Source organism: Flavobacterium sp. HJ-32-4 (genome assembly GCF_022532105.1).
Classification (GTDB): Bacteria; Bacteroidota; Bacteroidia; order Flavobacteriales; family Flavobacteriaceae; genus Flavobacterium.
Genome location: NZ_CP092832.1, coordinates 1476896 through 1502770 on the forward strand (window position 1 = coordinate 1476896; position 25875 = coordinate 1502770).

Annotated in this window: 17 protein-coding genes; 14 read left to right on the forward strand and 3 right to left on the reverse strand. The window is 52.4% G+C overall.

The features are described 5' to 3' along the window. Positions 1 to 32: 32 nt before the first annotated feature. The gene (locus tag MKO97_RS05955) at positions 33 to 6734 is read right to left on the reverse strand and encodes a PKD domain-containing protein (RefSeq protein ID WP_241105162.1); all 6702 of its coding nucleotides are present in this window, start codon (positions 6732 to 6734) and stop codon (positions 33 to 35) included. Between the two features lie 786 nt (positions 6735 to 7520). Here MKO97_RS05955 and MKO97_RS05960 point away from each other — a divergent pair. The 3 genes from MKO97_RS05960 to MKO97_RS05970 are packed head-to-tail and all read left to right on the forward strand — an operon-like array spanning position 7521 to position 9848. Next, on the forward strand, positions 7521 to 8081 hold the full coding sequence (locus MKO97_RS05960; protein WP_241105163.1) for an RNA polymerase sigma factor: 561 nt from the start codon (positions 7521 to 7523) through the stop codon (positions 8079 to 8081). Beyond that, a complete protein-coding gene (locus MKO97_RS05965) occupies positions 8068 to 8742 on the forward strand; it encodes a hypothetical protein (protein WP_241105164.1) in 675 nt (224 codons plus the stop codon). Before MKO97_RS05960 ends, MKO97_RS05965 begins: the two co-directional genes overlap by 14 nt. 11 nt (positions 8743 to 8753) lie before the next feature. Further along, complete coding sequence (locus MKO97_RS05970; protein ID WP_241105165.1) at positions 8754 to 9848, forward strand: hypothetical protein; 1095 nt, start codon at positions 8754 to 8756, stop codon at positions 9846 to 9848. A gap of 44 nt (positions 9849 to 9892) precedes the next feature. Here MKO97_RS05970 and MKO97_RS05975 read toward each other — a convergent pair whose 3' ends face one another. After that, positions 9893 to 11128: an ABC transporter permease gene (locus MKO97_RS05975; protein ID WP_241105166.1), complete on the reverse strand. Its 1236-nt coding sequence runs from the start codon at positions 11126 to 11128 to the stop codon at positions 9893 to 9895. Between the two features lie 56 nt (positions 11129 to 11184). Between MKO97_RS05975 and MKO97_RS05980 the strand changes: the two genes are divergently transcribed. Then, entirely contained in the window at positions 11185 to 12477 is a 1293-nt protein-coding gene (locus MKO97_RS05980) for an exo-beta-N-acetylmuramidase NamZ domain-containing protein (protein WP_241105167.1), read from the forward strand. Between the two features lie 166 nt (positions 12478 to 12643). Here the strand turns inward: MKO97_RS05980 and MKO97_RS05985 are convergent, their stop codons facing one another. Further along, on the reverse strand, positions 12644 to 13396 hold the full coding sequence (locus MKO97_RS05985) for a hypothetical protein (RefSeq protein WP_241105169.1): 753 nt from the start codon (positions 13394 to 13396) through the stop codon (positions 12644 to 12646). 415 nt (positions 13397 to 13811) lie between these two features. Between MKO97_RS05985 and MKO97_RS05990 the strand changes: the two genes are divergently transcribed. From MKO97_RS05990 to MKO97_RS06035, 10 genes are all read left to right on the forward strand, one after another. Then, positions 13812 to 14186: a hypothetical protein gene (locus MKO97_RS05990; protein ID WP_241105171.1), complete on the forward strand. Its 375-nt coding sequence runs from the start codon at positions 13812 to 13814 to the stop codon at positions 14184 to 14186. Between the two features lie 23 nt (positions 14187 to 14209). Next, on the forward strand, positions 14210 to 16039 hold the full coding sequence (locus MKO97_RS05995) for a PQQ-binding-like beta-propeller repeat protein (protein WP_241105173.1): 1830 nt from the start codon (positions 14210 to 14212) through the stop codon (positions 16037 to 16039). Between the two features lie 62 nt (positions 16040 to 16101). Then, entirely contained in the window at positions 16102 to 17520 is a 1419-nt protein-coding gene (locus tag MKO97_RS06000; protein ID WP_241105175.1) for a hypothetical protein, read from the forward strand. 91 nt (positions 17521 to 17611) lie between these two features. After that, positions 17612 to 18151: a DUF6252 family protein gene (locus tag MKO97_RS06005; protein WP_241105177.1), complete on the forward strand. Its 540-nt coding sequence runs from the start codon at positions 17612 to 17614 to the stop codon at positions 18149 to 18151. Between the two features lie 148 nt (positions 18152 to 18299). Beyond that, positions 18300 to 18581 carry a hypothetical protein gene (locus MKO97_RS06010; protein WP_241105178.1) on the forward strand — a complete coding sequence of 94 codons (282 nt, stop codon included), beginning with the start codon at positions 18300 to 18302 and terminating at the stop codon, positions 18579 to 18581. 54 nt (positions 18582 to 18635) lie between these two features. After that, positions 18636 to 20672: an ATP-binding protein gene (locus MKO97_RS06015; RefSeq protein ID WP_241105180.1), complete on the forward strand. Its 2037-nt coding sequence runs from the start codon at positions 18636 to 18638 to the stop codon at positions 20670 to 20672. 9 nt (positions 20673 to 20681) lie between these two features. Further along, positions 20682 to 22481: a sensor histidine kinase gene (locus MKO97_RS06020; RefSeq protein ID WP_241105181.1), complete on the forward strand. Its 1800-nt coding sequence runs from the start codon at positions 20682 to 20684 to the stop codon at positions 22479 to 22481. Next, positions 22478 to 23125 carry a response regulator transcription factor gene (locus tag MKO97_RS06025; RefSeq protein ID WP_241105182.1) on the forward strand — a complete coding sequence of 216 codons (648 nt, stop codon included), beginning with the start codon at positions 22478 to 22480 and terminating at the stop codon, positions 23123 to 23125. Before MKO97_RS06020 ends, MKO97_RS06025 begins: the two co-directional genes overlap by 4 nt. A 125-nt stretch (positions 23126 to 23250) precedes the next feature. Continuing rightward, positions 23251 to 25203, forward strand: coding sequence for a tetratricopeptide repeat protein (locus MKO97_RS06030; protein ID WP_241105183.1), 1953 nt, complete (start codon positions 23251 to 23253; stop codon positions 25201 to 25203). After that, complete coding sequence (locus MKO97_RS06035; protein WP_241105184.1) at positions 25200 to 25847, forward strand: response regulator transcription factor; 648 nt, start codon at positions 25200 to 25202, stop codon at positions 25845 to 25847. The genes MKO97_RS06030 and MKO97_RS06035 overlap by 4 nt, the downstream gene beginning before the upstream one ends. Positions 25848 to 25875: the final 28 nt, after the last annotated feature.

Below are 25875 nucleotides of genomic sequence, written 5' to 3' on the forward strand. Positions count from 1 at the left end.
GGCCAGTGGGTTGGGATTAAAGATAATCATTTTCAGCGGATCAGCAGTTTGATTTGGCGGCACACCACCCCCTCGCGCTGCAGGAACAGCAGGTAGGGGCCGGCTTCCAGTGCCGTGCAGTCGATATCCACTTGCCCTTCTTTAGACGATAGTGCCACCGACCTGAGCCGACGCCCCAGCATATCGGTCAGCACAACCGAGGACGCACGATCCCCACCCAGGCGGAAATAAACGCTGACGTGGGTATCGGCGGGGTTCGGCGCCGCACGGAAAAAGTCGGCGGCAGCATCCGGTGCACTTTCCCGCGGCTGTTCACCACATCCGATAAGGTGTAACTTGAACTTTTGCTCGCACCGGCGCCCGGCGTCGTCTATCCCGGTCATCACTACCGGGATGTTGCCTCCGGTGAATCCGGCAGGCGGATGGTAGGTAAACACCAGGGTATTCCATCCGGATGGGATTGCAAAAACACTGGGGCTGAAGTGGCCGGCGCCCGTTTCGTCCTCCAGATGGACCGACCAGTTGTCGGACGTAGGGTTGTCGATATTGATTACGACCACATAGGTGCAATCGCCCGTTTCGGGGTCGATCATCCTTTCGATGTGGTTGATTTCATACTCAAACAGACATTCGTCACACCGTTCGACATCGATTTCCATTTTTGAGAGCGTTGTGGCACAATTGCCTGCTTCCAGCTTAAGATCGTATTTACCCGATGCCATGACATCAAGAGCCTCAACCTCGCCGTCTCCGCTCACAAGGATGGTGTTGTTATGTCGCCAGGCCCAATAGTCGTACTCACCCAATGGCCCCAGGACGGTACCTACCTTCGTTTCTTCTTCCGGTTCGCAGAACTGGTAACAGCCGGCCGGAAAGCTCCAACCAACGGTGTCAAGGTCGATCGGTAGGTCAATCTGTGCCGAAGTGCTGCATAGCCCGTTTACGGCGGTTACCTGCACGGGGCCATCGTGTGTAATCATGGTGTCTTCACCGGCGCCCCCGTTGCTCCAATGGTAACTGACCCCTTCTTCTACATTGGTTACGAAAACGCGGACCAGATACGGGTCGCAGGACAAGACTTCGATCCCGATTTCAGGTAACATAGGAAGCGGCGCCACAGCTACGTTGAAGATGCTTTGCGCCCCAATGCAGGCGCCGCCAGGCGGTGCAGCGGGTACGTCAGCCGCTACGGCATAGCTATGGGATACGCCTTCGGGGTTCGGATCGGTCACCACACTGTCGCCGTACCAATCGACCATTTCCACGCCGTCTCGCCACCAGTGGTAATGCAGTTGCGGATTGGCCATCACCCGCAGGGTAATGGGCTCGCCCTGGCACACAAGGGTGGGGCCCTGTACATCGGGCGGCGGAGGCGATGGGATAAAGGTCGGATTAAGTGGTAGAACAGTATAATTTATGCACCCCTGGGCGTCTACCAGATATGCGAAGTAACTACCCGGCCCGGTCACCGTAATGCTACTGCCGGTACCGATAGGCGCGCTTGCCGCAGAATTGCGATGCCAGATGAATGAGGTCGGCGGAACAAGACCTGTGGAGTTAAATGACAACGTAATTGGAGTACCTATGCAGGCGTTCGCAGGCGACGCCTGTATGTTTCCGGCCATGTTTTGAATTTGCTGGACATCCACTGTATGCGACTTCGAAATGGTACAACCAAATCGATTTGTAACATACAGCGTCACAACTTTTGGTGTAGCACTATTAAAAACCCTTACCGGATCCGGTGCATTGTTGACGGCTTCGCTACCAAGGTCCCACGTATACTGCAATCCCGGTGACAGATCAAGCGCCTGGAAATGTGCCGCGGTGTTGTCGCACACATTCGCATCAAAGGTAAATTCAGCGGAAGGTAACGGCGGAAGGTAAGCGGTAACGGAAGCCTCGCAGGGTGCGAAGCCGGCTTTGGAAATACGGATGCGGGGTTGACAGACGGTGCCGGGTGTGAGGCCTGTGAATGCAAACTGGTAATGGCCGTCAACGAGTGTGCCGGCGAACCAGTTAGTGCCGTCGAGGCTAAATTCCCAATTCGTGATGGGGTTCGCCAATCCGCCGTATACCACCGAATGGTCGATTGCCACCAGGCTGTAATCGGTTCCATCGCATTCGATACGGTAGCGGATGCCCGCGGTGTAGGGAATGATAAAATTGACCGCCTTCCGCACTGCGCAAACGCCAGGTTCATAGGAACTGACATAATATAATAAGTACTGGCCCGGGGATAGGTTATGTATCTCCAGTTCGTTCAGGTCTGACACCACCTGCGCGGATGGCGGTAGTGCGCCGATGTTCTGCCAAAACGATTCCGTTGGGCTCCCGGCGGCTGTGGGCACGATCTTTACGCCACCACAGGTGGGGTATGTGATCGCAAATGTGGGTATCCCGGGGGGTGTACACGCCGTAGAGGGCGGAATGGTTGGGTCTCCATTGTTGCCATCGTCGTCATCCTGGTTGGTAGGTGGCGGGCAGGTAATCACATTGTATGATGGTGATATTGCCGTGCATCCGAACTCATTGGTCACCTCGACGTGGTAGGAACCTATGGAGGAAGGGGTAAAGAGGGCGCTGGTCGCAACGGTACTGCCGCTTTCATTCTTCCATGCGATACTATTGGTAGCACCAAACCCTGATTGCAGATTGACGACAAAAGATTTGAAATCGTCGGGATCCATGGTAGGGCACAGGTTGATCGTCGATTTCGGTGTTACGTCGATGACGGGTGTCGGGGAAATAATGATGGTATGTGTGGCCGTTACCGAAATAGGACATCCGTTCGGGTCGAGTATCTCCGCACTCACTGTGTACGCGGTCTGTCCGGGCATAGAAGAGAAATTGTGGACCATGTTCTGCCCATAATTACCGGTCACCGGTGGTGTATTGTCGTCGAAGTTCCAAACGACGTTGGAACCTGTGCCGCCGCCTGCCAATGAAGCGGAAAAAGATACGTTGCCGCTGCACGACTCGAGGGGAGCGGTGATCGATGCGACGGGCGGACTCAGAACGGTTACCGGATAGATTTGGGTTGTTTCAGTCCCGCATTTTCGAACCGTCAGGATAATCTGTTTTGTGCCGGACGAGCTGTTCCATAAAACGGTGATGGATGGGCTGTTTTGTCCGGACTCAATGCTTCCGGATGCAGGCGGGTTCAGTTGCCACGCATAGGTTTCCCCAGTGGTTTCGGAAACAGTATAATGACCACGACTGCTTGCACAAACCTGTTGGTCGTACGTTGACAGGTTCATGTTGGGGGTATAACGCGGTATTGTCTTTGTATAAATCGCCGATGAGCACAACAGACCTTTGTATTGTACGCTCAACGTAAAAGGTGTCGTGGCATTCGGGTTGAATACGACATCAACGGTTAATCCACTTTTACTTCCGATGATGGTACCATTTGTAATCGTCCAGAATGGTTCGGCGTCGGCAACGGGCGGACAGGAATAGGAAACCAGTTGCCCGGGGCAGACCGGGTCGGGCCCGGTTATACTACCCGGATTGGACGGAGGCGGGCTGACGTCGACATGGAATTCTTCACTGCATCCGTTTGCGGGCATTGTGATCAAATAGGAGCCCGGAGAAGGATATACAATTGAAAACGGACAAGTGGTTCCGGACTGGGAAAATCCATTAGGACCCTGAACGGCCCATGCAATACCGCTTTGTATGACTTGCGACTCATCCACGACGTCATAGTTGGCGGTTGACCCCGCGCAGCGGGTGGAGGGGCCTTTGAATCGTAGCTGCTTCTTTATTGTAATTGTGATAGTGGCGTGGCCCCGGCAGCCAATAAGGGTATTGGTGTAATCGCAATTCAGGACAACGGTCCCTGACACGCCCGCGTCAAGTACAATCTGGTTCCTTTGTGTATTGGTGATCAATGAAGTGCCGGAAGTGGTGGAAGCCAGGCTCCATTGAAAGTCGGTGCTTGGCCATTGGGGAAGCGAGTATATGGCCTGGCTGTTTGCACATACCGTAGCGTCTCCTTTTATGGTGCCGACGGACTTTACTACTGGAATCTTTACTACCGATGCGCAACTGGTACATTCGCCCGATACGCTTATATAACCAAATCCGTCATCGTCGACCCCGTCCCACAACACGGAAGCAGTTCCGGCGTCAGAGCTGACGACGGTTCCCCCTACGGCAGTCCACTGCATCGTGCATTCGGGAGGACTGTCTATCCCATACATGGCGATGTCATTCTCGCATACGACACTTTCACAGTTGATTGTGTTCGCCGCTTTCGTGACATGCACAATACTGGTATAGACTGCCTGACAGGAACAGCCGTTGAAGACCGTCAACGTCACCAGATATTCGGCAGAGGCCGGAAACACATGTGACGGCTCGAATTCGGAAGATGTGTTGCCATCACCGAAGTCCCAGTTGTAGTACAGCACTTCATTACCCGATCCGGCAGAAGATAGGTTTTCGAAATAAACGGGCGTGTAATGACAAACATAATGATCGGTATCTACCGGGTCCGGCGCAGTGGTAAAGAGCGCAGTAGGCGATTCCTTTTTCTCGATGCAGCGGTGAATGGTAGCCTGCGAACCTGTGCTATAGTAAATGGTGCCATAAAGCAGGCCTCCGTTGGTACCGTCCCATGTGACCTCACAGTTTGTGTTGGTTGACGAGAGGATGGTTCCTCCTTCGACGTGCCACTCTGTATTGGCTATGAGGCTATTGCCACTGCCCACTAATTGATAGTTTACTACATTATTTTTACACACCCGTATACACCGGCTGCTTTGGATATTTTGGTCGGGTTTGATGTCATCCACGCTTTCTTCACACCCGATGTCAGAATCCCAGCTTAGTATCGGCAGGCACGGCACAACTTCCAGGTGGTAGACGGTGTCTGGTATGCAGCTGTCAGACGGGTGGAATACATAGTCTCCCGATACCTGCATATCGACCTGTGCCGGAGACCACGTTCCCGAAATACCATTTGATGTAGTGGGTAACGTAAGCGGTGTGTTCATGCAAATACTGGCAGGCAGGCTAAACGTGGCCGCAGCAGCGGCGTTCACCGAAACGGTCACGGAAGCCGTAGCACAGTTCGTATTGTTGGTCGTTTCGCAAATTCTGTAGGTCAAAGTGTAGGTGCCCGGTAAGGTCGAAGGCGGTATCGTAATGATACCGGATCCGCTGATGGTGGCTCCGGTAATCCCGCCATTGGTCAGCAGTGTGCAGACAACTTGTGACGATGTGACGGCGCCACCGCATATTTGGTCATTGGCCAAAACCGAGGGAGTGGAACCGCCTGCGCACGATATAAAAGGGGTTGCCGAGTAGTTATCGTCAACGGCCAGGATGGGGTTTGCACTTATGTGTACAGTCACAATGGCGGTATCACACGTATCAGGTTGGACGGCCCTGCAAATCCGGTATTTTAGAATATAGTCACCGGGTGGTGCACCGGGCGGTACGGTTACTATCCCGCTGGTGGTGTTTAGCAGGAGTTGGGTAGTGTTTCCAGACACCTGTGTCATGATAACATTGGAAATGTTCGCGTCTGCAGCGTCTTCTTTATCATTGTCCAATACATGTAAACTACCACCTTGACACGAAATAAAGGACTCGGCATCATTGACAGCGTCAATACAGTTATTTATAAAAACATCGTAACCATTGTTATTACCTCCATCGTAAGTGGAGTCTCCAACGATCGTGAGATCCGACGTGCCGCCACCAGCACATCCATTCAAGGTGAAGTGACCTAAAACATGAAACTCGAAATTATGTAGCCCGGCGTTGGTCTGGAAGAAACTTAAGGGGATGTCGAAGCAGAAACGATTTCCGCTGATGTTGGCGGATGTCGATACATATTGCGAAACGACATTGCTGTTATGTAGGATTTGAAGGGTTATGTCCTGCATTGTACTGTTGGCCGGACTCGTGAATGTCCCGCAAATCTGGACACCTTCCGTTGGGCAGGTAATTTGATCCATCTGGTCAAAATTAATCGTGCCCATTGCGGGTGCTGGGCACGAACTGCTGCAAATATTATCCAGATACGCCACCCCAAAGTGGCTGCCGCCACTACAGTCCTGAATGATAAACTCTACTGTAACGGTCTGCCCGATTAAGTCGTTTGTGTCAATGGAACCACAGGTCCAGCCAGTGTAATACGCCCAATCATCCGATCCCATCGGGTAGGAAAAAAAGCGGCAGTTATCATCTTCCAGAAGTACATCCATTCGTTTCAATACAAAACCCAGGTTGTCCTTAATCAAAACATTGAACATGGGTCTTTGCTGTTCCTCATGAAATGAGGACAGCGGTGCCGCCGGACCCACATTCTTTAGCACCAAAGAGTACTGGAAGTTAAGAAAGTCGCCATTGATTGTCAGTTGCCTTGAAACCATTGCGGCGTTGCGTTCGTCGCCTCCGGAACAGTTAACCCTGATAGCGTGACCGCTTCCCCCTGCCGTCCTGTCTAGGCTGAGTCCCGGGATTGTCGTGGTATCGAAACCGCTATTATCAACGAGTGTGAAGTGCCCGCTGGTGCAGGAGAGATCATTGAGTGTCGGAGAGATCGTTTCCGGCAATAAATCGGATACATCCAAGTTCAATCCCCTGGGGTCGGGTATGCCGTAACGAAAAGTGTAAGCCGATAGGCTTCCCTCAAAGTCGCCGTCAGAACAAGTTTGTTGGCCAACGGCAAATTGATACCCCAAAAAGAACAACGTAATGATAATTACTCTTCTCATATAAAACGGCTTGAAATGAAACAAAATGAAGACAGGGTCATAAACTCTGCTGTCAATCCGCTACTTGAAGGACGATATTGGGGAAGTCGGCTTTTGTAGTCCTTCAAATTTAATTAAAATGTTTAATAACAAGTATTTTGTAAGAAAAAAAATAACGCTGCGCAGATTTATATCACAGTAACGGGCTGAAAGAAAATTTCATTCGATAGGCATCGTTGCACCGGGCAGCGTTGAGGGAGGAGAGGGAGAGAGGAAGGGCGTGGTGCGGACCATCGGGAGTCCGAAACTCCGGAATTCGGAAAGAACAAGAGCGCCGATGAATGGGGATGGGCATACTCTTCCGACAGCTTCCCGCTATTATGTCAAGACCCAGAACTATGAACCAAGAACCATCAACCAAGAACCATCAACCATTAACCAAGAACCACCAACCAAGAACTCCTTCCCGCGTGAGGGATTGGAGCGATTGTTTGAGCTCGGCGGCGGCGTGTAACGACGGCGGCAGCGAGTGCGGAAAGCCCGACGGCGCCCTGTTTGAGTGGGCAGTAGGCAGTGGCAGTGGGCAGTGAAAGTGGGTAGTAGGCAGTGGGTAGTAGGCAGTGGGCGCCGGCACGCCCAAAAATAAAAAGCCCTTTGATAGGTCAATGTTTACAATATCACTGCGACTGTGACTGCGACTGCGACTAAAACTGCCCACTGCCTACTGCCCACTGCGAACTTTTTTCCCCCCTCAGGCAACTTTTTCGAAAACCTTCCCGTCTTTTGCATTGTAACGACGAAACAAACGTGAAGATCATTGCCCTACATGCCTCGGATGAGGCGCTGGTGAAAAAAGCGCTGAAGCGCGACCCGGCGGCCGAATACAAGCTCTACCGGCGCTATGCGTCGAAGATGCTGAGTGTGTGTCGTTACTATATAAAGGACGTCCATTATGCGGAGGATGTGATGGTGATGGGCTTCACCAAAGCGTTCGACAAGCTCGATCGGTTTCGTTTTGAGGGAAGCTTCGAGGGTTGGTTGCGGAAGATCATGGTGCGCGAGGCATTGGAATTTCTGCGAAGCCGCCAGCAGTTACGTTTTTCGGAACTGGAAGAAGCCGAGACGCAGGCCGCGGTGGTCGATGCGCTTGATTTCGATACCGAACGGCTGCAGTTGCTGATCGACGCGCTGCCGGCCGGATACCGAACGGTCTTGCTGCTGTATGCCGTAGAAGGCTACAGCCACAAGGAGATCGCGGAAACCCTCCGGATCACGGAGAGCACCTCAAAAAGCCAGCTATTCAAAGCGCGGAAGTTGCTGGCGGAACAGTTCAACCCACACAACGAAAAGCATCATGGCACACGATAATTTTGAAGATCTGTTGAAGCGACGACTCGAAGAACGTCGTCTTGAGCCCAGCGAAAACGCCTGGGAACGTATCAATGCCCGGCCCCGCCGCAATCGGTCGCGCCGTCGCGGATTCGTATACACCGCCGTTGCGGCCAGCCTGTTGCTTTTGATGGGGTGGTTCTGGACGGACCGGCCGGAGACCACCATCGAAAATCGCGTGGTAACAGTACCTGCCGTCGAACCGGAAAAGCCGGTAGCGAATACAGCGCCTGTCGTTGTGTCGCCTCGCGTGGTAAAAGAGAAGAAAGAAGGTTGGGCCATGACGACGGTTGTTCCGTCTGCCGTGCCTGCGGATACCGATCCGCACGTGGTTTCGGAAACCCCATCCGCACCGGCCGCAGCAGCAACGGTGGAAGAGCGGAAGATACAGGAAATCGTTGCGGAGCTCGACCAACGCCAGCAGCACGGGAAGGCGATCACCGACGCCACGGTCGACTCGCTACTGGCAAATGCCCAACGTGAAATCGCACTTGAAAAACAACAACGTTCAGGCACCGACCCAACACGGCTCTTAGCCGAATCTGAAATAGAACTCAACCGCTCGTTCAAAGAACGCGTGTTCACTGCGATCAATAAATTCAGGAAAGTACGGATCGCCGTTTCATCGAATAACCCTTAAATCCATACATCATGCGTAGATTTTTAGTTCTTGCCTTTTTGGCAACCGGTTTTCTCATGCCTCGTGCTGCCGCACAGTATACACTTAAAGAAAGCGGACTTCCGCTGAATGCCGAACGAACAAAAGCCGACAAGATACTCTCGCTACAGGAAGAAAAAGAGCGTATCAAGAACTACGAAAAAGACCGGCTGAAAAAAGAAATCGAGCGACTCGATGCGTTGGTCACGAAAGACAGCCTTTCGCCCGCTGAAGCGCAAACCCGAAAAGAAGAGGCGGCCCGCGCGGCGGCGCTCAACATCGACAACAAAACCGCCATCGTCGACAACCAGATCGCGTTGGTGGAGCGTGACGAATCGTATGAGCCGAAAGCGAATCGCGGCAGCAGCCTCGAGATTGGGCTTGGTAACGCCTACGACGAACAGGGTAGTATGTTGCTGGGGATTCAATACCGCGCGAACCCACATCGTGTGAAATATGACCGTCGCACCTATTCGGATGTGGTGTTGGTCGGCGGTTTGGGGAATGTGATCCGTTCCGGACGGAGTCCGTATGCCACCTGGAAAAGTCTTTATTCAGAGTTGGGCTTCACGTGGCGTACGCGTTTGCGTAAAAACGACAACTTTTTCCGACTTGCCTACGGACTTTCATTCCAGGTAACGGCGTTGTCGCCCACCGGAGATCGGTATTTCGTAGACGATTACAACGGCCATACTACGCTGCAGCCGTTTGGGTATCGTCTCAAACAAAATCAAATGTACTTTACGAACCTGGTGTTTCCGGTATTCCTGGAATTTGGTAAATCGGAAAAGGTGACCTATCCGGATCGCGTGCGGTATTATATCAATAACAATTTTAAGGCGGGTATCGGCGGATATGGCGGGTTCAACATCCGCACAGCGCAACGGTTGAAATGGACGGAGGACGGAAACCGTCGGGAAACCCGGGATATCCAGGATTACAATACCAACAACCTGGTGTATGGTGTGGCGGCGTATGTCGGATTCGGTGCGCTGTCACTCTATGCCAAGTATGACCTAAACCCGCTGTTCAAGAATGCGGAAGAACGCGAGCGCCTAATGGCCTTCGGATTCCGTATGGATTTTTAGTCGTAATCACTGACCACCGACCACTAACTACTGACTACCAACCATTAGTCAAACCGGATGGCTTTCACCGGCGAGATTTTCGTAATGACCCACGAGGGAATGACCAAAACCAACAGGCAGATGCCCACGGTGATGACATTGAGCAGCAGGATGTAGATCCAGTCGAGGTTCACGGGTGCCGTGGTCACATAATAACTCTCGGGGTCGAGGCGGATGATACCGGTGTATTTTTGGAGAAGCAGCAAACCGATTGCGATTCCATTGCCGAGCAGTAGTCCGCGCAGGATGAGGTGGAAGGCATTATACAGGAAAATTTTCCGGATCGACCAATTCGACGCTCCCATCGCTTTTAGGATGCCAATCATCCGGGTGCGTTCCAGAATCAGGACGAGCAGTGCCACCACCATATCAATGGTCGATACCACGATCATGATGCCGATGATAACCAGGATGTTGAAATCGAAGAGTTTCACCCATTCGAAGAGATAGGCGTATTTGTCGGCTATCGTCCGACTGCGCAGGAAGGATCCGGTGGCGTTGTATACTTCCCGTCCTTTTTCTTCCATCTGGCCGAAATCATCGAGGAAGACTTCGAAAGCGCCGACTTCATCCGGTCGCCATTTGTTCATTCTCTGTATGTGCCGGATGTCGCCGATTACAAACGTGCCGTCGATTTCCTGGAAACCGGAATTGAAGATGCCCACCACGGTAAACACCCGAAGGTTGGGCATTTTCCAGCTATTGTCTTTCATGAAATAGGTCGTGAAGCGGTCGCCGGGTTTGAGTTTCAGTCGGTCGGCCAGGTATTGAGGCAGCAGCACTTCGGCGTTGAGGTTGTGTTTGACGTTAGGCATACGGCCCGCTACGAGGTATTCGGCGATGTTGCTCCAGTCATATTCCTTTCCGACGCCTTTGAAGATAATGCCTTCGAAATCGGTCGCCGTTCGGATGATGCCCGCCTTGGTCGCCACGGCCTGCACATGGTGAATGCCGGATACGCCGGTGAAGGTCGGATAAAACGACTGGTGTGTGGAAATCGGTGTTGCGGTAATCTCTGACTGGTTGTCTTCGAAGTTCGAGATCAGGATGTGCCCGTTGAACGCGGCCAGTTTCGCCCGGATTTTCTGTTGGAGGCCGGTGCCGGTCGCGACGGATACCACCATCATCGCCATAGAGATGGCAATGGCCCACACCGCGATTTTTATTATCGGTGAAGATATGCTACTTTTGCCACTTTTGGCGGCCACAAGCCTTTTGGCAATGAAATACTCCGGATTCAAAGGGGTGGTTTATCAGGTACCAAAAATACGCTTTTTGGGCGAACGCCGCGACAACCATGACCCGTATACGTAGCTATTTTACTGACAGGAAACCCCTCGCTGCCCGACAGCTGATGTGGGCATTGGTGTCGTGCGTGTGTATGGCGTCGTGTGTCACCCGGAAGTCAACGGTGCATACCAAGACGGTAAAGCCCACCGAAACCACCGCTGCGGTTGAAACCGATACGGTGTCGCATATCATCCGCAACACGGCACCGGATACCGGTAAGATACTAACGGGGGCCGATAACTTTGATGGGTTTTCCGCGCTTCTGAAAAACAAACGTGTTGGAATCGTCACCAACCAAAGTGGACTCCGCTCGGACAGCGAGCATATCGTCGATTATCTGGCGTCGCGCACCCAACTAGTGAAGATTTTCGCGCCCGAACACGGATTTCGTGGCACCGCGGATGCCGGTGAGACGATTGTAGATGGGAAGGACGTGCGTACCGGGCTTCCGATCGTGTCCATCTATGGCGACAACAAGAAACCCAAACCGGCCCAACTGCATGATGTGGATGTCATGGTATTCGACCTGCAGGATGTTGGCGTCCGGTTCTTTACCTATATCTCGACACTGCATTATGTGATGGAGGCGTGTGCCGAAAACCACATCCCGTTGATCGTACTCGACCGGCCGAACCCGAACGGACATATCGTTGATGGCCCGATGTTGGAGCCTGAAAACCGGAGTTTTGTTGGGATGCACACCATTCCGGTGCTGCATGGTATGACTATCGGTGAGTACGCCCGGATGATCAACGGCGAAAAATGGCTGAAAGATGGCATCCAATGTGAACTTGAAATCGTGACCTGTGCATCGTATACGCATGACAAACCGTATTCTATCCTAATAAAACCATCGCCGAACCTGCCGAATGACAAGGCCATCAACCTCTACGCCAGTATCTGTCTTTTTGAAGGTACGAACGTGAGCGTGGGACGGGGCACCGAGCGACAGTTCCAGGTGTATGGTTCGCCGTATCTTCCGTATTCCGGTTATTGTTTTATACCATCGCCCAACGTGGGTGCGAAAGATCCGCTGTATAACGGACGCGAATGCAATGGCGAGGACTTGTTGAATTACCCGCGTCTTGACCGACTGGAGCTCAAGTGGCTGATACGGGCGTATAACGAAACCGAAGACAAGTCGAAGTTCTTCAACTCGTATTTCACGAAACTGGCGGGCACGACCAAACTCCGTGAACAGGTCGAAGCCGGCATGACCGCCGCCGAGATTCGCGCGAGTTGGGAAGGTGGCCTGATCGAATTCCGAAAAGTCAGGGAAAAGTACCTGATTTACCCATAACAAAAAGGAGGACAAGTGTCCTCCCTTTCTTTTTTAGCCGTTTAGGTACGTGCGTTTTTGCTCGGAAGCCCGTCAACCCCTTAATCGGGTTCCTCACACCCGCAGCCCGGCCTGACGGTATAGAGTCGGTTAGGGGGGCAAAAGGTTGCCATGGGGATCCATTTTTTTACTCGTCGAAAACTACTTCCCGTTTCGGTTTGGCTGGATTGTTTTCCCGATACAGCATCCGGCCCAGTGCGCCGGTATCGCCGAGTGCGCGACCTTTGATCAGCCAGGCCGTGCCGAAGAAAAACAGCGACAGGGCTTCGCATACGAGTGTGGCATACGGTATTTTCCATATACCGGAAATCGGAATGGCAAGAATGAAGAGGATGATGGCGCCCCCGCAAAACCGGTAGATATTATTCTCATTGAATATACTTTTCGGAGTGGCCGTTTCCTTCGCCTGCCCAAGCGTGAAGACGTTGATGGCCAATAACGCAAAGATACCGAAGAGGCTTCCGGCGAAGAAATAATGTAAGCCACCCAGCCAGGCGTCCGTAAGCGGAATCAGGGTATAGATCTTTTGCGCCGGATCGTCGGGGTTGGTTGGCACCATCGCCACGCCAAAAGCCATCACGCCGGCGATATTCGTCAGCAGGTTGTCATTTCTCCAGAAAGACGGGTTGCTGTAGCCTCTGTAGCGAATCAGGAAGAGTCCGACGGCACACAGCGTTCCGGTGAAGATCTCGCGGAGGTTGGTGTAATAATAATGGCTTATCGAGTGCTGCACGGCGGTTTGGAAAAACCCGATGCCCGAAAGCAGCACCAGCACAATCGGCAGCCCGATGCCCAGGTATCCGATCGAACGCCGGATGCGACGGTAGGTGTCGACGTCGTACGTTTGGACGGTAATGGATTCTTTTACAACGATTTCCATAGTATGATGTTTGGTTGGTTCTCCAAATAGACGATTATTTTAGGAGGAAAACAATAGGTAGAAATACGGGAAATAGGGGTTAGGAATTAGGAGTTGGGAGTTAGGGTGAAGTCGCAGTCGCAGTCGCAGAAGTTGGCAGTGGCAGTAGGCAGTAGGCAGTAGTCAGTAGTCAGTAGACAGTAAGCAGTGGGCAGTGGGCAGTGACAGTAGGCAGTGGCAGTTGGCAGTGACAGTAGGCAGTAAGCAGTTGGCACTCTCAATCACTTTTTCGCTCCGCTGCTCCGCCGCTCAGGTGCTCAGGGACTCAGGGACTCAGGCGCTCAGGAACCCTCCCTCCCCCCAAAATACGACATTCTACGTATTTTCCCACCTTTCCATTCCGTCTACGTTTGTCATGTCACTAAAAACCAAACACATGAAAAACGTTACCCTCACTTTATTTGTGCTGTTGTCGCTGGCCTTGACGCCGCGTGCGATGGCCCAGCGTCCGGTGTTGACCGATGAGGAGGCCGTGAACGAAATGGTCACCAAAGAGGTCGACGAGATGTTCCACTCGGAAGAGTTCCTCAAGAAAAAGAACAAGAAGTTCCCCGCGGTGAAAGGCTACATGGTCATCGACATCGGCGTGGTGCAAAACGGCAAGGTGTCGACGTTCTTCAAAGTCGACAGCGACATCCGCGACATCGACTTCATCAACTGGATGTCCTCTTATATCCTCGAACACAAATTCCGCTTCAAACTCCAGAAGCAGCAACGCTACAAAATCCGCTACAACGCGGCCTTCGAATAATCCTACCTAAAAATCACTAAAAAATGAAACGATTGACCACCACCGTATTGCTCTCGGCTGCTTTAGCCGGTGCACTACCCGTCCAGGCGCAGCTGGGGAAACTCCTCGGCGGCGGAAAGGCCGGCAAGAAAACAGGCGACTTCACCACCGTATGGGAAGGTGAATTCGAAAACAAAGCTACCCGTTTGGCCGTGACCGACGGCACCGGGAAATACATCATCGCCACCGACGACAATTCCGCTACCGTGCTGAATTCGGACGGGAAGCTCATTTGGAGCGGCGACTATAAGAAGATTACCACGAACAAAACCAACAAGTCGGAGTTCCAATATACCGTCTGGACCGATAATGGCGGTTATCTCTTCCTCTTCGACGAGCGCAAACTGGGCACCGATCGCGTAGCGGTCATCGATATCCCAACCGGGAAAGAACTCTGGAATTCTGAGCAGTACCAAAACCTTATACCAAAAGATGGCGGTGGCGGCGACAACCAGGAACTGGATACGGTGAAATACATCCGCGAACTCGATTCCTTCCTGATTTCGCAACGGAATTCCGTCATCCTGGTAAAGGCCAACACAGGCGAGAAAATATGGGAAACCAACCGTTTCAAAGGCGGTGTGGGCGCGTATCTCTATGATCCCCAACGCAACGAAATCGTGATGTTGAACTTCAAGCCGACCGCCTTGGGGGCGCTTTTCGCTGGTTTCAAGAACCAACTGGTGCGAATCAATGCGTCGAACGGCGAGGTGTTGTGGGATGCCACCTTTACCGGCGTGATTGAAAAGGAACTCGTGACCCGCAAACCTATGGTCGATCTTTGGCTCAAGGGAGGGAAACTGTATGTACACCTGAACGGCCTCTCGGTCTACAATTACGAAAATGGCCAGCAATTGTGGTCGGCGACCTATGAGGATGACATGGGCGGATCAAGCGGTAATTCACTTTTTGGGAATAAGAAACGGACGAAGTATTACAAACTCATTGCAGAGCCCTTATTTACGGATGATGCCGTATACCTGGTCATCCTCGGCGGGCGTGACCGTGTAAAATACATAGAGAAACACGATCTCGAAAGCGGCAAACTGTTGTGGGCCTCTGAAAAAATCGCCGGCGCGTTTTGTATGCCGCATATCTACAAGGCCGGAGATAAGATCATGGTGCAGGTCGGCGGTAAATTTCAGGTGCAGGAACTGCGTCTGGAAGAAGTATCCAACGGATTCTCAGCCGGCATGGCACTGGGCGGTTTTGGCGGCGGAAGCTACCAGGCGTGGGTGCCGTATATCTATTGGGATTATAAAAACCAAAAGAACGGCGTGCTGGCCATTGACGATAAAACAGGAAAAACCGCCTGGCGTTCGGAGCGTTTCGATAAGCGTATTACCGACCTCATCCTCGACGGCGACAAGACGGTTTTCGTGGGCGACGGCGATGAATTCTACAGCTACGACATCGCAACCGGCAACCAGTTGTTTGACGTGAAACACAACGATGCCAAAGTCGGCAAAGCCACGGATGTCATCGATTTTGGAGATAAGGTCGTGGTGTTGTCAGAGAAAGGGCTCGCTTCCTACAACAAGAAAGACGGCAGCCGGGCGTATGCGTCAGAGAAGATTCGCGGGGTGGATTATTTCTACAAAATAGGGGATAATTACTTCCTGCGTGACCAGCGGAATTCAAAGAACATCATCTACGGCATCGACATGACCAACGGCGAGACCAAAGGATCGGTGCAGTCAAAAGGAAAAGGCGGTAGTCCTGAATATGGGGATGGTATCGACATTACCACCGACGGCGAATACATCTTCGCGTTCAAAGGCAAGAAAGTCGAGAAAATCAAAGTAAACCCGTAACATTTGTTTGAGTAGTTAGGAAGGCCGTGAGCAATCGCGGCCTTTTTTTACATCGCGATAGCATGAAAAAGTTCCTCTATCTTCTTTTAGGATGCGCGTCGCTGGCCTCGGCCCAGCAGGTGCAATGGGCATCCAAACTGATCAAGTTTTCGTCGGATCTCGGCGGAAAACAAAACGGCATCAAGCGCATCCTCGGCAAACCGGATGCCTTTCCACAATGTGGCCCGAGTCCTAATGCCTGGTCGCCCAAGAAAGCCCTTGACGGTTCGGAATGGGTCGTCGTGGGTTTTGACCATCCGCAGGCCGTCAAACAGATTGCGGTCTTCGAAAATCTCAATTCCGGTTGTGTGGTGCGTGTGCAGGCCGACGACGGGTCGGGTAGTTTCAAGACGGTGTGGTCACGCGGGTGGGCCGTACGTCAGAATTTGTATACGTATTCGTTCCAACGCGATCGGGCGTACTATTACGGACGGAAACGGCGTAAGATCCAAAAGGCACCGGAAGTGGATGTGAATCCTGGCGTCGAACGTATTCTATTGGAAACGACCCTTCCGACGGTGGTGGCGTTGCGGGTGGAGTTCAACTTCGCCGTAGTGCCCGGCCAGAAGCAAATCGATGCCATCGGTATTTCGGATTCCGATGCGCCGCTTGATGCGACTATCCACACCGACGCCGCCTTTGCAACGCTGGTACCAAGCGATGTGGGCCTCGCGGGTCTGACACCCGGAAGTCCGTGCCTCACGCCCGATGGTCAGGTGCTCTACATCAGCGATATCGGGGAAACACACGATGCGGTGGTGTCGTATACGAAAGGTCCCGATGGCCGTTGGACGAACCGTAAAGACGAGCCATTGTTGTCACGGGAGAAAGGATTCAATTACATCGAGTTTGCGGGCTCCGACTTCGTATTGAAAGGCGGGGTTCCCTTCGCGAAAGGCGGTACGGAAAGCGGCTACGAACTGCTGCGTCGGGTAGGCAGCGACTACGTGTCGACGGGGCCGGTTCGGATTGTGGCGTACAACAACTACGACGATACGTCTGACGCCACTATGTCGGCCGATGGGAAGGTATTGATCCTCGGTATTGAGACCGATTTTACCCAGGGCGGCTCCGACCTGTACTTCGCGCTGCGAAAAGACGACGGCACGTATGGCATGTTGCAGAATATGGGAAAACAGGTTAATTCCGCCGCCGATGAAGGGATGCCACAATTGCTGTCGGATGGCCGTACCCTACTCTTCAGCAGCGAAGGCTACAGCGGCTATGGCGACTTTGACCTGTATGTGACCCATCGCCTCGACGATACGTGGAAGAACTGGTCGGAACCCATCAACCTCGGTGGCGCCATCAATGGCAACGATTTTGACGGACAGCCGTATTACGATGAAACGGCGCAGGTGCTGTATTACGTCGCATCCGTTGGTGGAACGCCCGTATTACGGCAGGTTCCGCTTCCAATAGCGCTATTGGCGGCGCCGTGACCTACGTCAAAATACGGCATTCTACGTATGGTGTGGCGCTTGCCAACGCCGCAACTTTGCCTCAGTGACTAACTCATTAAAAAATCAAATCATGAAAACACTAAAAAGAATCGGTATTGTGCTTACCATGGCACTCGTAACAGTAATGACTTCGTGCAGCAGCGACGACAACGGCGGCGGTGGCGGCTTCAGCGGCCCGGCAACCGGCAACTTCGTAAAAGCGAAAATCGGAGGAAGCAATTTCAGCGCAACCGGACAGGTAGTGCAGGGGGCCTACGAAAGCGGTAACATCGTACTCCAGGGCGTGGCGATCAACGGCACGAACACAACCAGTATGGCGATCCAGTTGTATAAGCCGGGTGGCCTTACCGTCGGTACTTACAACGTAGGCCCGGATCAAAGCGGTGATGTAGGATTGCTTTCCTACACTACGGTGACCAGCGCTATGAGTACGGTGACGTATGTTTCGGGTGCTTGCGCCAACGCTTCCGGAACCATCGAGATTACGTTTATCGACGACACCAAAATTGAAGGAACCTTCTCGTTCACCGGCGTCGAACTGCGCGACAATGATGATTGCAGCGGCGGTGTCAAAAATGTGACCAACGGAAGTTTCCGCCTTGAACTATAAGAAGAACCTATGTGTGTAGAAGGGGACGTTCAGAAGAGCGTCCCTTTCGCTTTTCAAAAAATACGGCATATGGCGTATTGACCGCCCTTTGTCGAATGTTGAACTTTGGCAGTGCAAGGCCCCCTGTCAACCTAAACCCCAGAATGCTATGTTACCAGCCCTGATTGTCCTTTCGGTAGCGCTGTTTGGCGTAATCGTCTACCTGAACTATCGGTTCTACCAGGACCGGCAGGTGTTTCGAAAGCGCATCCGGACGCTGGAGGAGATGATTGTAAGGCTCACCCGCGAACAGCACCTCAAAGACGCCCAGGTGCACCTCTCGGACGAGCTTCGAAGCAGACTCCGAACCGTGAATGCAACGTTGAACAACGACATCTTCGATTTCAACCATGAACTGTTACAGATACTGGCAAAGAACAAATTACTCTAACCCAATCCCAAGCCCGGTCACAGCCGGGTTTTCGTGCTTTACCACCTAAGGTCGATGAACAAAAGGATGCTACTGTCGTTGTTATTACTCTTTCCGCTGTTGGCAAGCGGACAGGTGCTGGATTCGATCCTGCGACAGTACCGCGACCTCCACAATGTCGATCCCGAACGCACCCGACGGATCATCGAAGAAGGCATCGAGGGCTTCAGTGCAAAGGGCGACCGTGAATCGAAAGCCATCCTGTTGGTAAAACTCATCGCCCTCGAAACGGCGCAGCGCAATACCGACGCGGCCTATCGTCGTTTTCTCACCGCTCGTGAGTACGCCAGGAATAATGGCATTACCCTGCAGGTAGCCTGTGCCTACAGCGAGATTGCCGAAACCTATTATTACGCCCAGGATTGGAAGCGGTCTCTGGGCTATTTTCATTCGGCCGACTCCGCTTTTGTGGCGGCAAAGGACGAGATCGGGCAGGTGCTGAGTAAGATCAATATGGCATCGATTTACCAGGAACAGGGGAAGTATGACCTGGCGATCCGGAACTTCCTCGCGTCGGTACCGCACATCGATACGACCCAGTACCGATACATCAAGACCTCGGCCTATAAGGAAGTGGGGAAACTCTACCTCAACCTCAAAGACGGACGGAAAGCCGAATACTACCTTACGAAGAGTATCCAGTCAGGTCGCCGTGACAAAGGGCATCCGGATCTGCTGCTGGACGCCTACCTGTTGCTTTCGGGTTCCTTTCTCGAACGGGGTGATAAGGAGAAGGCAGCGATGTATCTCGACCGCGCCGAGAAAATGGCGGCACGGCCCGAAACGCGTCACATGCTTTTTGACGTCCTGACACGAAAGGTCGAATTGCTCATGAAACAGGAACGCTATCCGGAAGCTAAGAAAAACATCAACGAGGCACTTCGGCTGGCGGATGAATACAAAAAGAACACCGGCGAAACATTCGGACTGCGATCAAATCTCGCGAAGATCTATCGACTGGAAAACAAAAGTGATTCGGCCATCGCCCTGTCGCAGCAGTTAGTGGCCGAAACGGCGAAGTCATCAGAAATGGCCCGTCTGGCGGAAGGCTACCTGGGGATGGCGGCCGCCTATGCCCAGAAAGGCGATTACCGTCAGGCGTATGAGAACCACCTGCAGTACGCCGCTTACAAAGACAGTACAGTAGGCAGTGAAAAGCAACGCATCATTCGGGAAGCGGAAGTAAAATATGAAACGGCGGAAAAAGAGCGGCAACTCGCGGAAAACAAAGTGAAGCTGCTCGAATCAGAGGCTGAAGCGGATCGCAAGGGGAGGGCCAACCTGTTGTTGGGTGTGCTGGTACTCTTTACCGCGGTAACCGGCGTATCGGTCTACCGTCAGCAGCGGCTTCGCGTGCGGCAGAAAGAGCAGGAGTTCCAACTCAAAGAAGCCATCGCCCAGATCGAGACGCAGCAACAGTTACAGGAACAACGCCTGTCGATTTCGCGCGACCTCCATGATAACATCGGGGCGCAGTTGACGTTCATCATTTCGTCTGTCGACGCGGTGAAAATGGGTTTCAACCTGCAGAATCCGGCACTTGATCGCAAGCTCGATACCATCTCCGATTTCACCCAATCGACCATCATCGAACTGCGCGACACCATTTGGGCGATGAACAAAGGAGAGGTGAGTTTCGAAGAACTCCGTTCGCGCATCTACAACTTCATCGGAAAGGCGAAAACCGCCAACGAAGACCTTGCGTTCCGATTTACCATCGCCGATTCCCTGAAAGAGGTGAACCTGACATCAGTAGAAGCCATCAACATCTACCGCACCTTGCAGGAGGCCGTCAACAACGCCATGAAGCACTCGGGCGCAAGTCGCATTTCCATCACCATCGGGGCAGACGGTGCCACCGCAAAAGTTACCCTACGCGACAACGGAAAAGGGTTCGACGCGAGCCAGGTAGAACAGGGCAATGGCCTCCGAAACATGAAAAAGCGCATGGGCGAAATAGGCGGGACCTACACCTGTCATTCGAACGAAAACGGCACGGAAGTACACTTGTCGATACCGCTTTCGAAAATGGAAAACACTTCGACCACCTAAAACAGCCTTATGAAAAACACGATCCTCATTGCAGTTCTCGGCTTGTCGACCCTGGTGTCACAGGCACAACGACGCGATGAGGTCGACTCGATCAACGCCCTTCCCTATCAGGTAAAGGTTGAGAAAGCACGTACCCTCGATGCGGTGTTCCTGGCAAACGCCCGTGCCGCCCATCGTCTTGGCTATATAGACGGCGAGGCCGAAAGTTATGCGAATGCAGCATTGGCCTACTACTTTCAGGGGGCGTATGACAAGGACCTTTCGTATTCGCTCAAAGCCATCGGGCTTTACCAAAAATCGGGCAATCTTGAGCGGCTCGCACATCACTACGCCGAGACAGGCTATCGCATGAAACGGCGTGATATGGCCAGCGCACAGGCTTATATGCAGAAGGGCAAGCATCTGGCGGAAGCGCATCGGTTTACCAAGCCATTATTGGCGCTTTACAACAACTACGGGGTGTTGAAAGAGATGCAGGGGCAACTCGACAGTGCGCTGTTTTTCTACCGGAAAAGCCTCCGACTACAGCAATCGGTGCGTGACAGTGTGGGGATTCCGTATAGCCTCAACAACATTGCCGGCATTTACCTGATGCGGAAGCAATACGACCGCGTCAAACCCTTTCTGGACGAAGCATTGGCCATCCGCACCCGGCACCATGACAAACTCGGGATGGCGGAGACCTTCACGGCCTTGGCCGACCTTGCCGCCGTAAAAGGGAAACGACCCGAGGCCATTCGGTATTATGACAAGGCCCTCGCGCTCGCCAACGAAATGGGCTATTTGAATTTAATGGCGAATAACCATCTCATGCTTTCCCGGCAATACGAAGAGCTCGGGAAGAAAGACGATGCCCTACATCATTATAAAGCCTATGCGATGTTTCGCGATAGCCTGGTCAACACCGAAACCAACAAACGCATCGCCGAACTGCAGGTTGAGTTTGACACAGGCGAAAAAGAGAAACAACTTGCGCTGAACAAGGCGGCCCTATTGGAAAAAGAAGCCGAAGTACTCAAATCACGCGCTACGATCGCAGCAGTTTCGTTGCTCACCCTTTTTACGGCGATCTGTGGCTTTCTTTTGTGGCGGCAACAACGGATGGCCAACCAACAGCAACGACAGGAATTCTCGTTGCAGGCCGCGATTGCCCAGATTGAATCGCAGAACCGTTTGCAGGAACAGCGGCTCGCCATCTCGCGAGACCTTCATGACAACATTGGCGCGCAACTCACCTTCATCATTTCGTCGGTCGACAGCCTGCGGTACGGCTTCAGCATCAAGGAAGGCGTCATCGCGCAAAAACTGGCATCGATCACCGACTTCACGCGTTCGACCATCATCGAGTTGCGCGATACCATCTGGGCGATGAACCATGCCGACATTACGTTTGAAGACCTGAAGGCACGCATCCTCAATTTCGTCGAGAAGGCCCAGGAAGCCACCAACCTCCGGATTACCTTCAGCGTCGCCGACGAATGCAACGCCGTAGTCTTGACTTCGGTAGCCGGCATGAACCTGTACCGAACCCTTCAGGAGGCGGTCAACAATGCCTTAAAATATGCGAATGCGAACACTATAACCATCGCCGTTTCCGTGCACGATGCCACCATCCGGCTTTCGGTTACCGACGACGGTGCTGGCTTCGACGTCGCCGCCGCATCCGGAGGTAACGGTCTCGTGAACATGACCAATCGTATGGAGGATATTGGAGGCCGTCTTTCGATTTCATCCCAACCCGGCGAAGGCACCTCGGTTGAGGCGTTCCTTCCCTTTCCTGTAAACCATCACCAAAAACCATCGATATGACCAAAATTGTACTAGTGGATGACAACGTTTTCCTTCAGAAAGCGATCATCGAAAAGCTCTCGTTCTTTGACGATCTCCAGTGCCGTTATACCGCGTTGAACGGTGAAGACCTGATGGCAAAGCTCGAACAGAACCACAACATCGACCTGATCCTGATGGACATCGAAATGCCCCGTATGAACGGTATCGAAGCCACAGCCCTTGTGAAGGCCCGGTATCCGCATATCAAGATCATCATGCTGACCGTGTTTGATAACGATGAGAACATCTTCCTATCCATAAAGGCGGGCGCCGACGGCTATTTGTTAAAGGATGTGAGTCCACAGGATCTCTATCAGGGCCTCCTCGAAACCCTCAAAGGCGGTGCGACCATGACGCCGTCGATCGCGCTGAAGACACTACGGCTTTTCCGGAACCCACTGCAATTGGATGACGCAACAGACGAAGAGGAAGTGCGCCTGACCTTACGGGAAGTGGAGGTGTTGGAGCAATTGAGCCGCGGACTCAAATACCACGCGATTGCAGAAAACCTCATCCTTTCCGTGGGCACCGTCCGGAAGCACGTCGAGAACATCTACGCCAAGCTGCAGGTGCACAACAAGCTCGAAGCCATCCAAAAAGCCCGTACCAACAAAATCATATAATACGTCATTCTGCGTATTGCTGTCCCGCCCGCCTTTCCGCACCTTTGAGGGAAAAGACAGGAGGCGGTTGTTTGCGTTTTACAAGATGCTTCCGCGCGCTGCAACTTTTTTGTTATTTTTAACACATGCATCTAACCAAACGCTTGTTGGTTGTAACACTTTTGGGCTGTTCGATGGTCGCTATTTCACAAGGAACGCGCATCGACAGCCTGAAGAAAGTACTGGCACACGCGAAAGGGCGTGAACGTTTCAAGGCACATTCGATGCTGTCGGATGAATACAGCAATAACGACCTCGACAAATCGATGCTGTATGCCCGGAAGTCGCTTGTGGATGCCCAACAGCTGGAAAATGATTCCATGAAGGCATTGGCGTGCAATTCCATCGCGAATGTATTCCAGTATAAAAGCGAGTTGGATTCTGCCTTATTTTACCATCGAAAGGCCATGGGTTTCCGACGGCAGTTGGGGGATGACATCGGAGTGGCCGATTCCTACAACAACATTGGGATTGCCTATGATGCCAAAGGACTGTATGAAGAAGCGCTGACGCACTATTTCAAGGCGCTTGCTATTTACGAACGGCGGCATAGCGAAGAGAAGATGGCGATGACCTACACCAACATCGGCATTATCTATAAGACCCAGAAAGAATACCGAAAGGCACTCGGCTATTACCGAAAGTCCTACCAACTCTACCGAAAGAACCACCTCGAAGCGGAAACGACGATAGCGGCGGGCAATCTCGGATCGATCCTGATCAATTTCCGGAAATGGAAGGAGTCACTTTACTATTCGGACCTCGCCATCGGAGGTTATCGCAAACTCGGGTTCGACCGCTACATTGCCTATCCCATGACCAACAAGGCAGTGGTGTTTGACAGTCTGCACCGGTTTGCCGAAGCTAATAAGGTATATGAAGCTTCCATCGACCTTCACCGCCAACACCAAAATTGGTTTGAGGTCGCCAACACCTTGAACTGTTATGCAAATTGTCTAAATAAACAGCAACGTTTCCGGGAAAGCGCCGCGATTTCCGCGCAGGCACTTGAAGCCGCCACCAAGGCCGGTGCCTTTGCATTGAAGGTAGACGCCGAACGCAATCTGGCGAAAGCCTACACAGGTTTAGGCGACTTTCGGTCGGCTATCGACCATGCCAATCGTTATGCTGCCGGAAAAGACAGCTTGTTTGTCACCGAAAAAACGAAGGCGATCTTCGAGATGGAAGCGCGTTATGAAAACGTCAAAAAAGAGAAACAGATCGTACAGCAGGAGGCAGAGGCCAAACGCCGTAACGCCATGTTGCTCATTGTCGGTATTGTGGCGCTGGCCTCCATTCTGATCGGGTTCCTTATCTACCGCCAACAACGCCTTCGCAACCGCCAGCAACAGCAGGAGTTTGAACTGAAATCGGCGATTGCCCAAATCGAGACGCAGAACAAATTGCAGGACCAGCGCCTCTCGATTTCGCGTGACCTGCACGACAACATCGGTGCACAATTGACCTTTATCATCTCATCCGTCGACAACCTGAAGTATGCGTTTGATTTCGCGAACACCAAACTCGATGAGAAACTCCGTAACATTTCCGAATTCACCCAGTCGACCATCATCGAACTGCGCGATACGATTTGGGCGATGAACAGCCATGCGATCTCTTTGCAGGACCTGAAATTGCGGATTACGAATTTCATTGACAAAGCGCGCTCCGTCGCCGGGCAAACCGAGTTTTCCTTCGTAACTGACCCCGGTTTGGAGGGTCTGGTATTCGGATCGGTGGCGGGCATGAACCTTTACCGCGTCATACAGGAATCAGTGAACAACAGCCTCAAATATGCCAACGCCGACAAAATACGGGTGGAAGTGCGCGACGAAGGTAGCTTTCTCGTCATCCGGATTGCCGATAATGGCACGGGTTTCGATGAAAAGACCGTGCGAAAAGGCAATGGCCTCTCCAACATGCGGAAACGGTTGAAGGAGATAGGAGGGAAGCTTGAGATTGTCAGCGCGCCTGGTCAGGGAACATCCATCATCGTGTCCGTCGATAAAAACACTCTTAACCAAAGTCCAACCCCATGATACGCATCGCCATCGTCGACGACAATTATTTCCTGACCAAAACCATCGAAGAGAAGCTGTCATTTTTCGATGACTTCTCCGTCCGGTTTTTAGCCGGGGACGGCGCTGAACTGATGGCGCGTCTGGAAGAGAACCACAACATCGACCTGATCCTGATGGACATCGAAATGCCGACCATGAACGGTATCGAGGCCACGCTGGCGGTCAAGGCGCGTTATCCGCACATCCGGATCCTGATGCTGACCGTCTTCGATAACGATGAGAACATCTTCAACGCTATCAAAGCGGGGGCCGATGGCTATCTGTTGAAGGAAATCAATGCCAAGCAATTGCACCAGGGTATACTCGAGACATTGAACGGTGGCGCGGCCATGCATCCGTCGATTGCTTTCAAGACCTTAAAACTGCTGCGAGACCCGGTCGACTTCGGCACAACCGAAACCCAGGAGGAAATCAAATTGTCGCAACGGGAGATAGAAGTGTTGGAGCAACTCAGCAAAGGCCTCAACTACCTCAGCATCGCCGACAACCTCATATTGTCGCCGAGCACCGTACGCAAGCACATCGAGAACATCTACACCAAGCTGCAGGTACACAACAAACTTGAAGCGGTCGAAAAAGCGCGTAACAATAAGATTATTTAACTGGTAATCAAAAAAATACGTAGGGCTT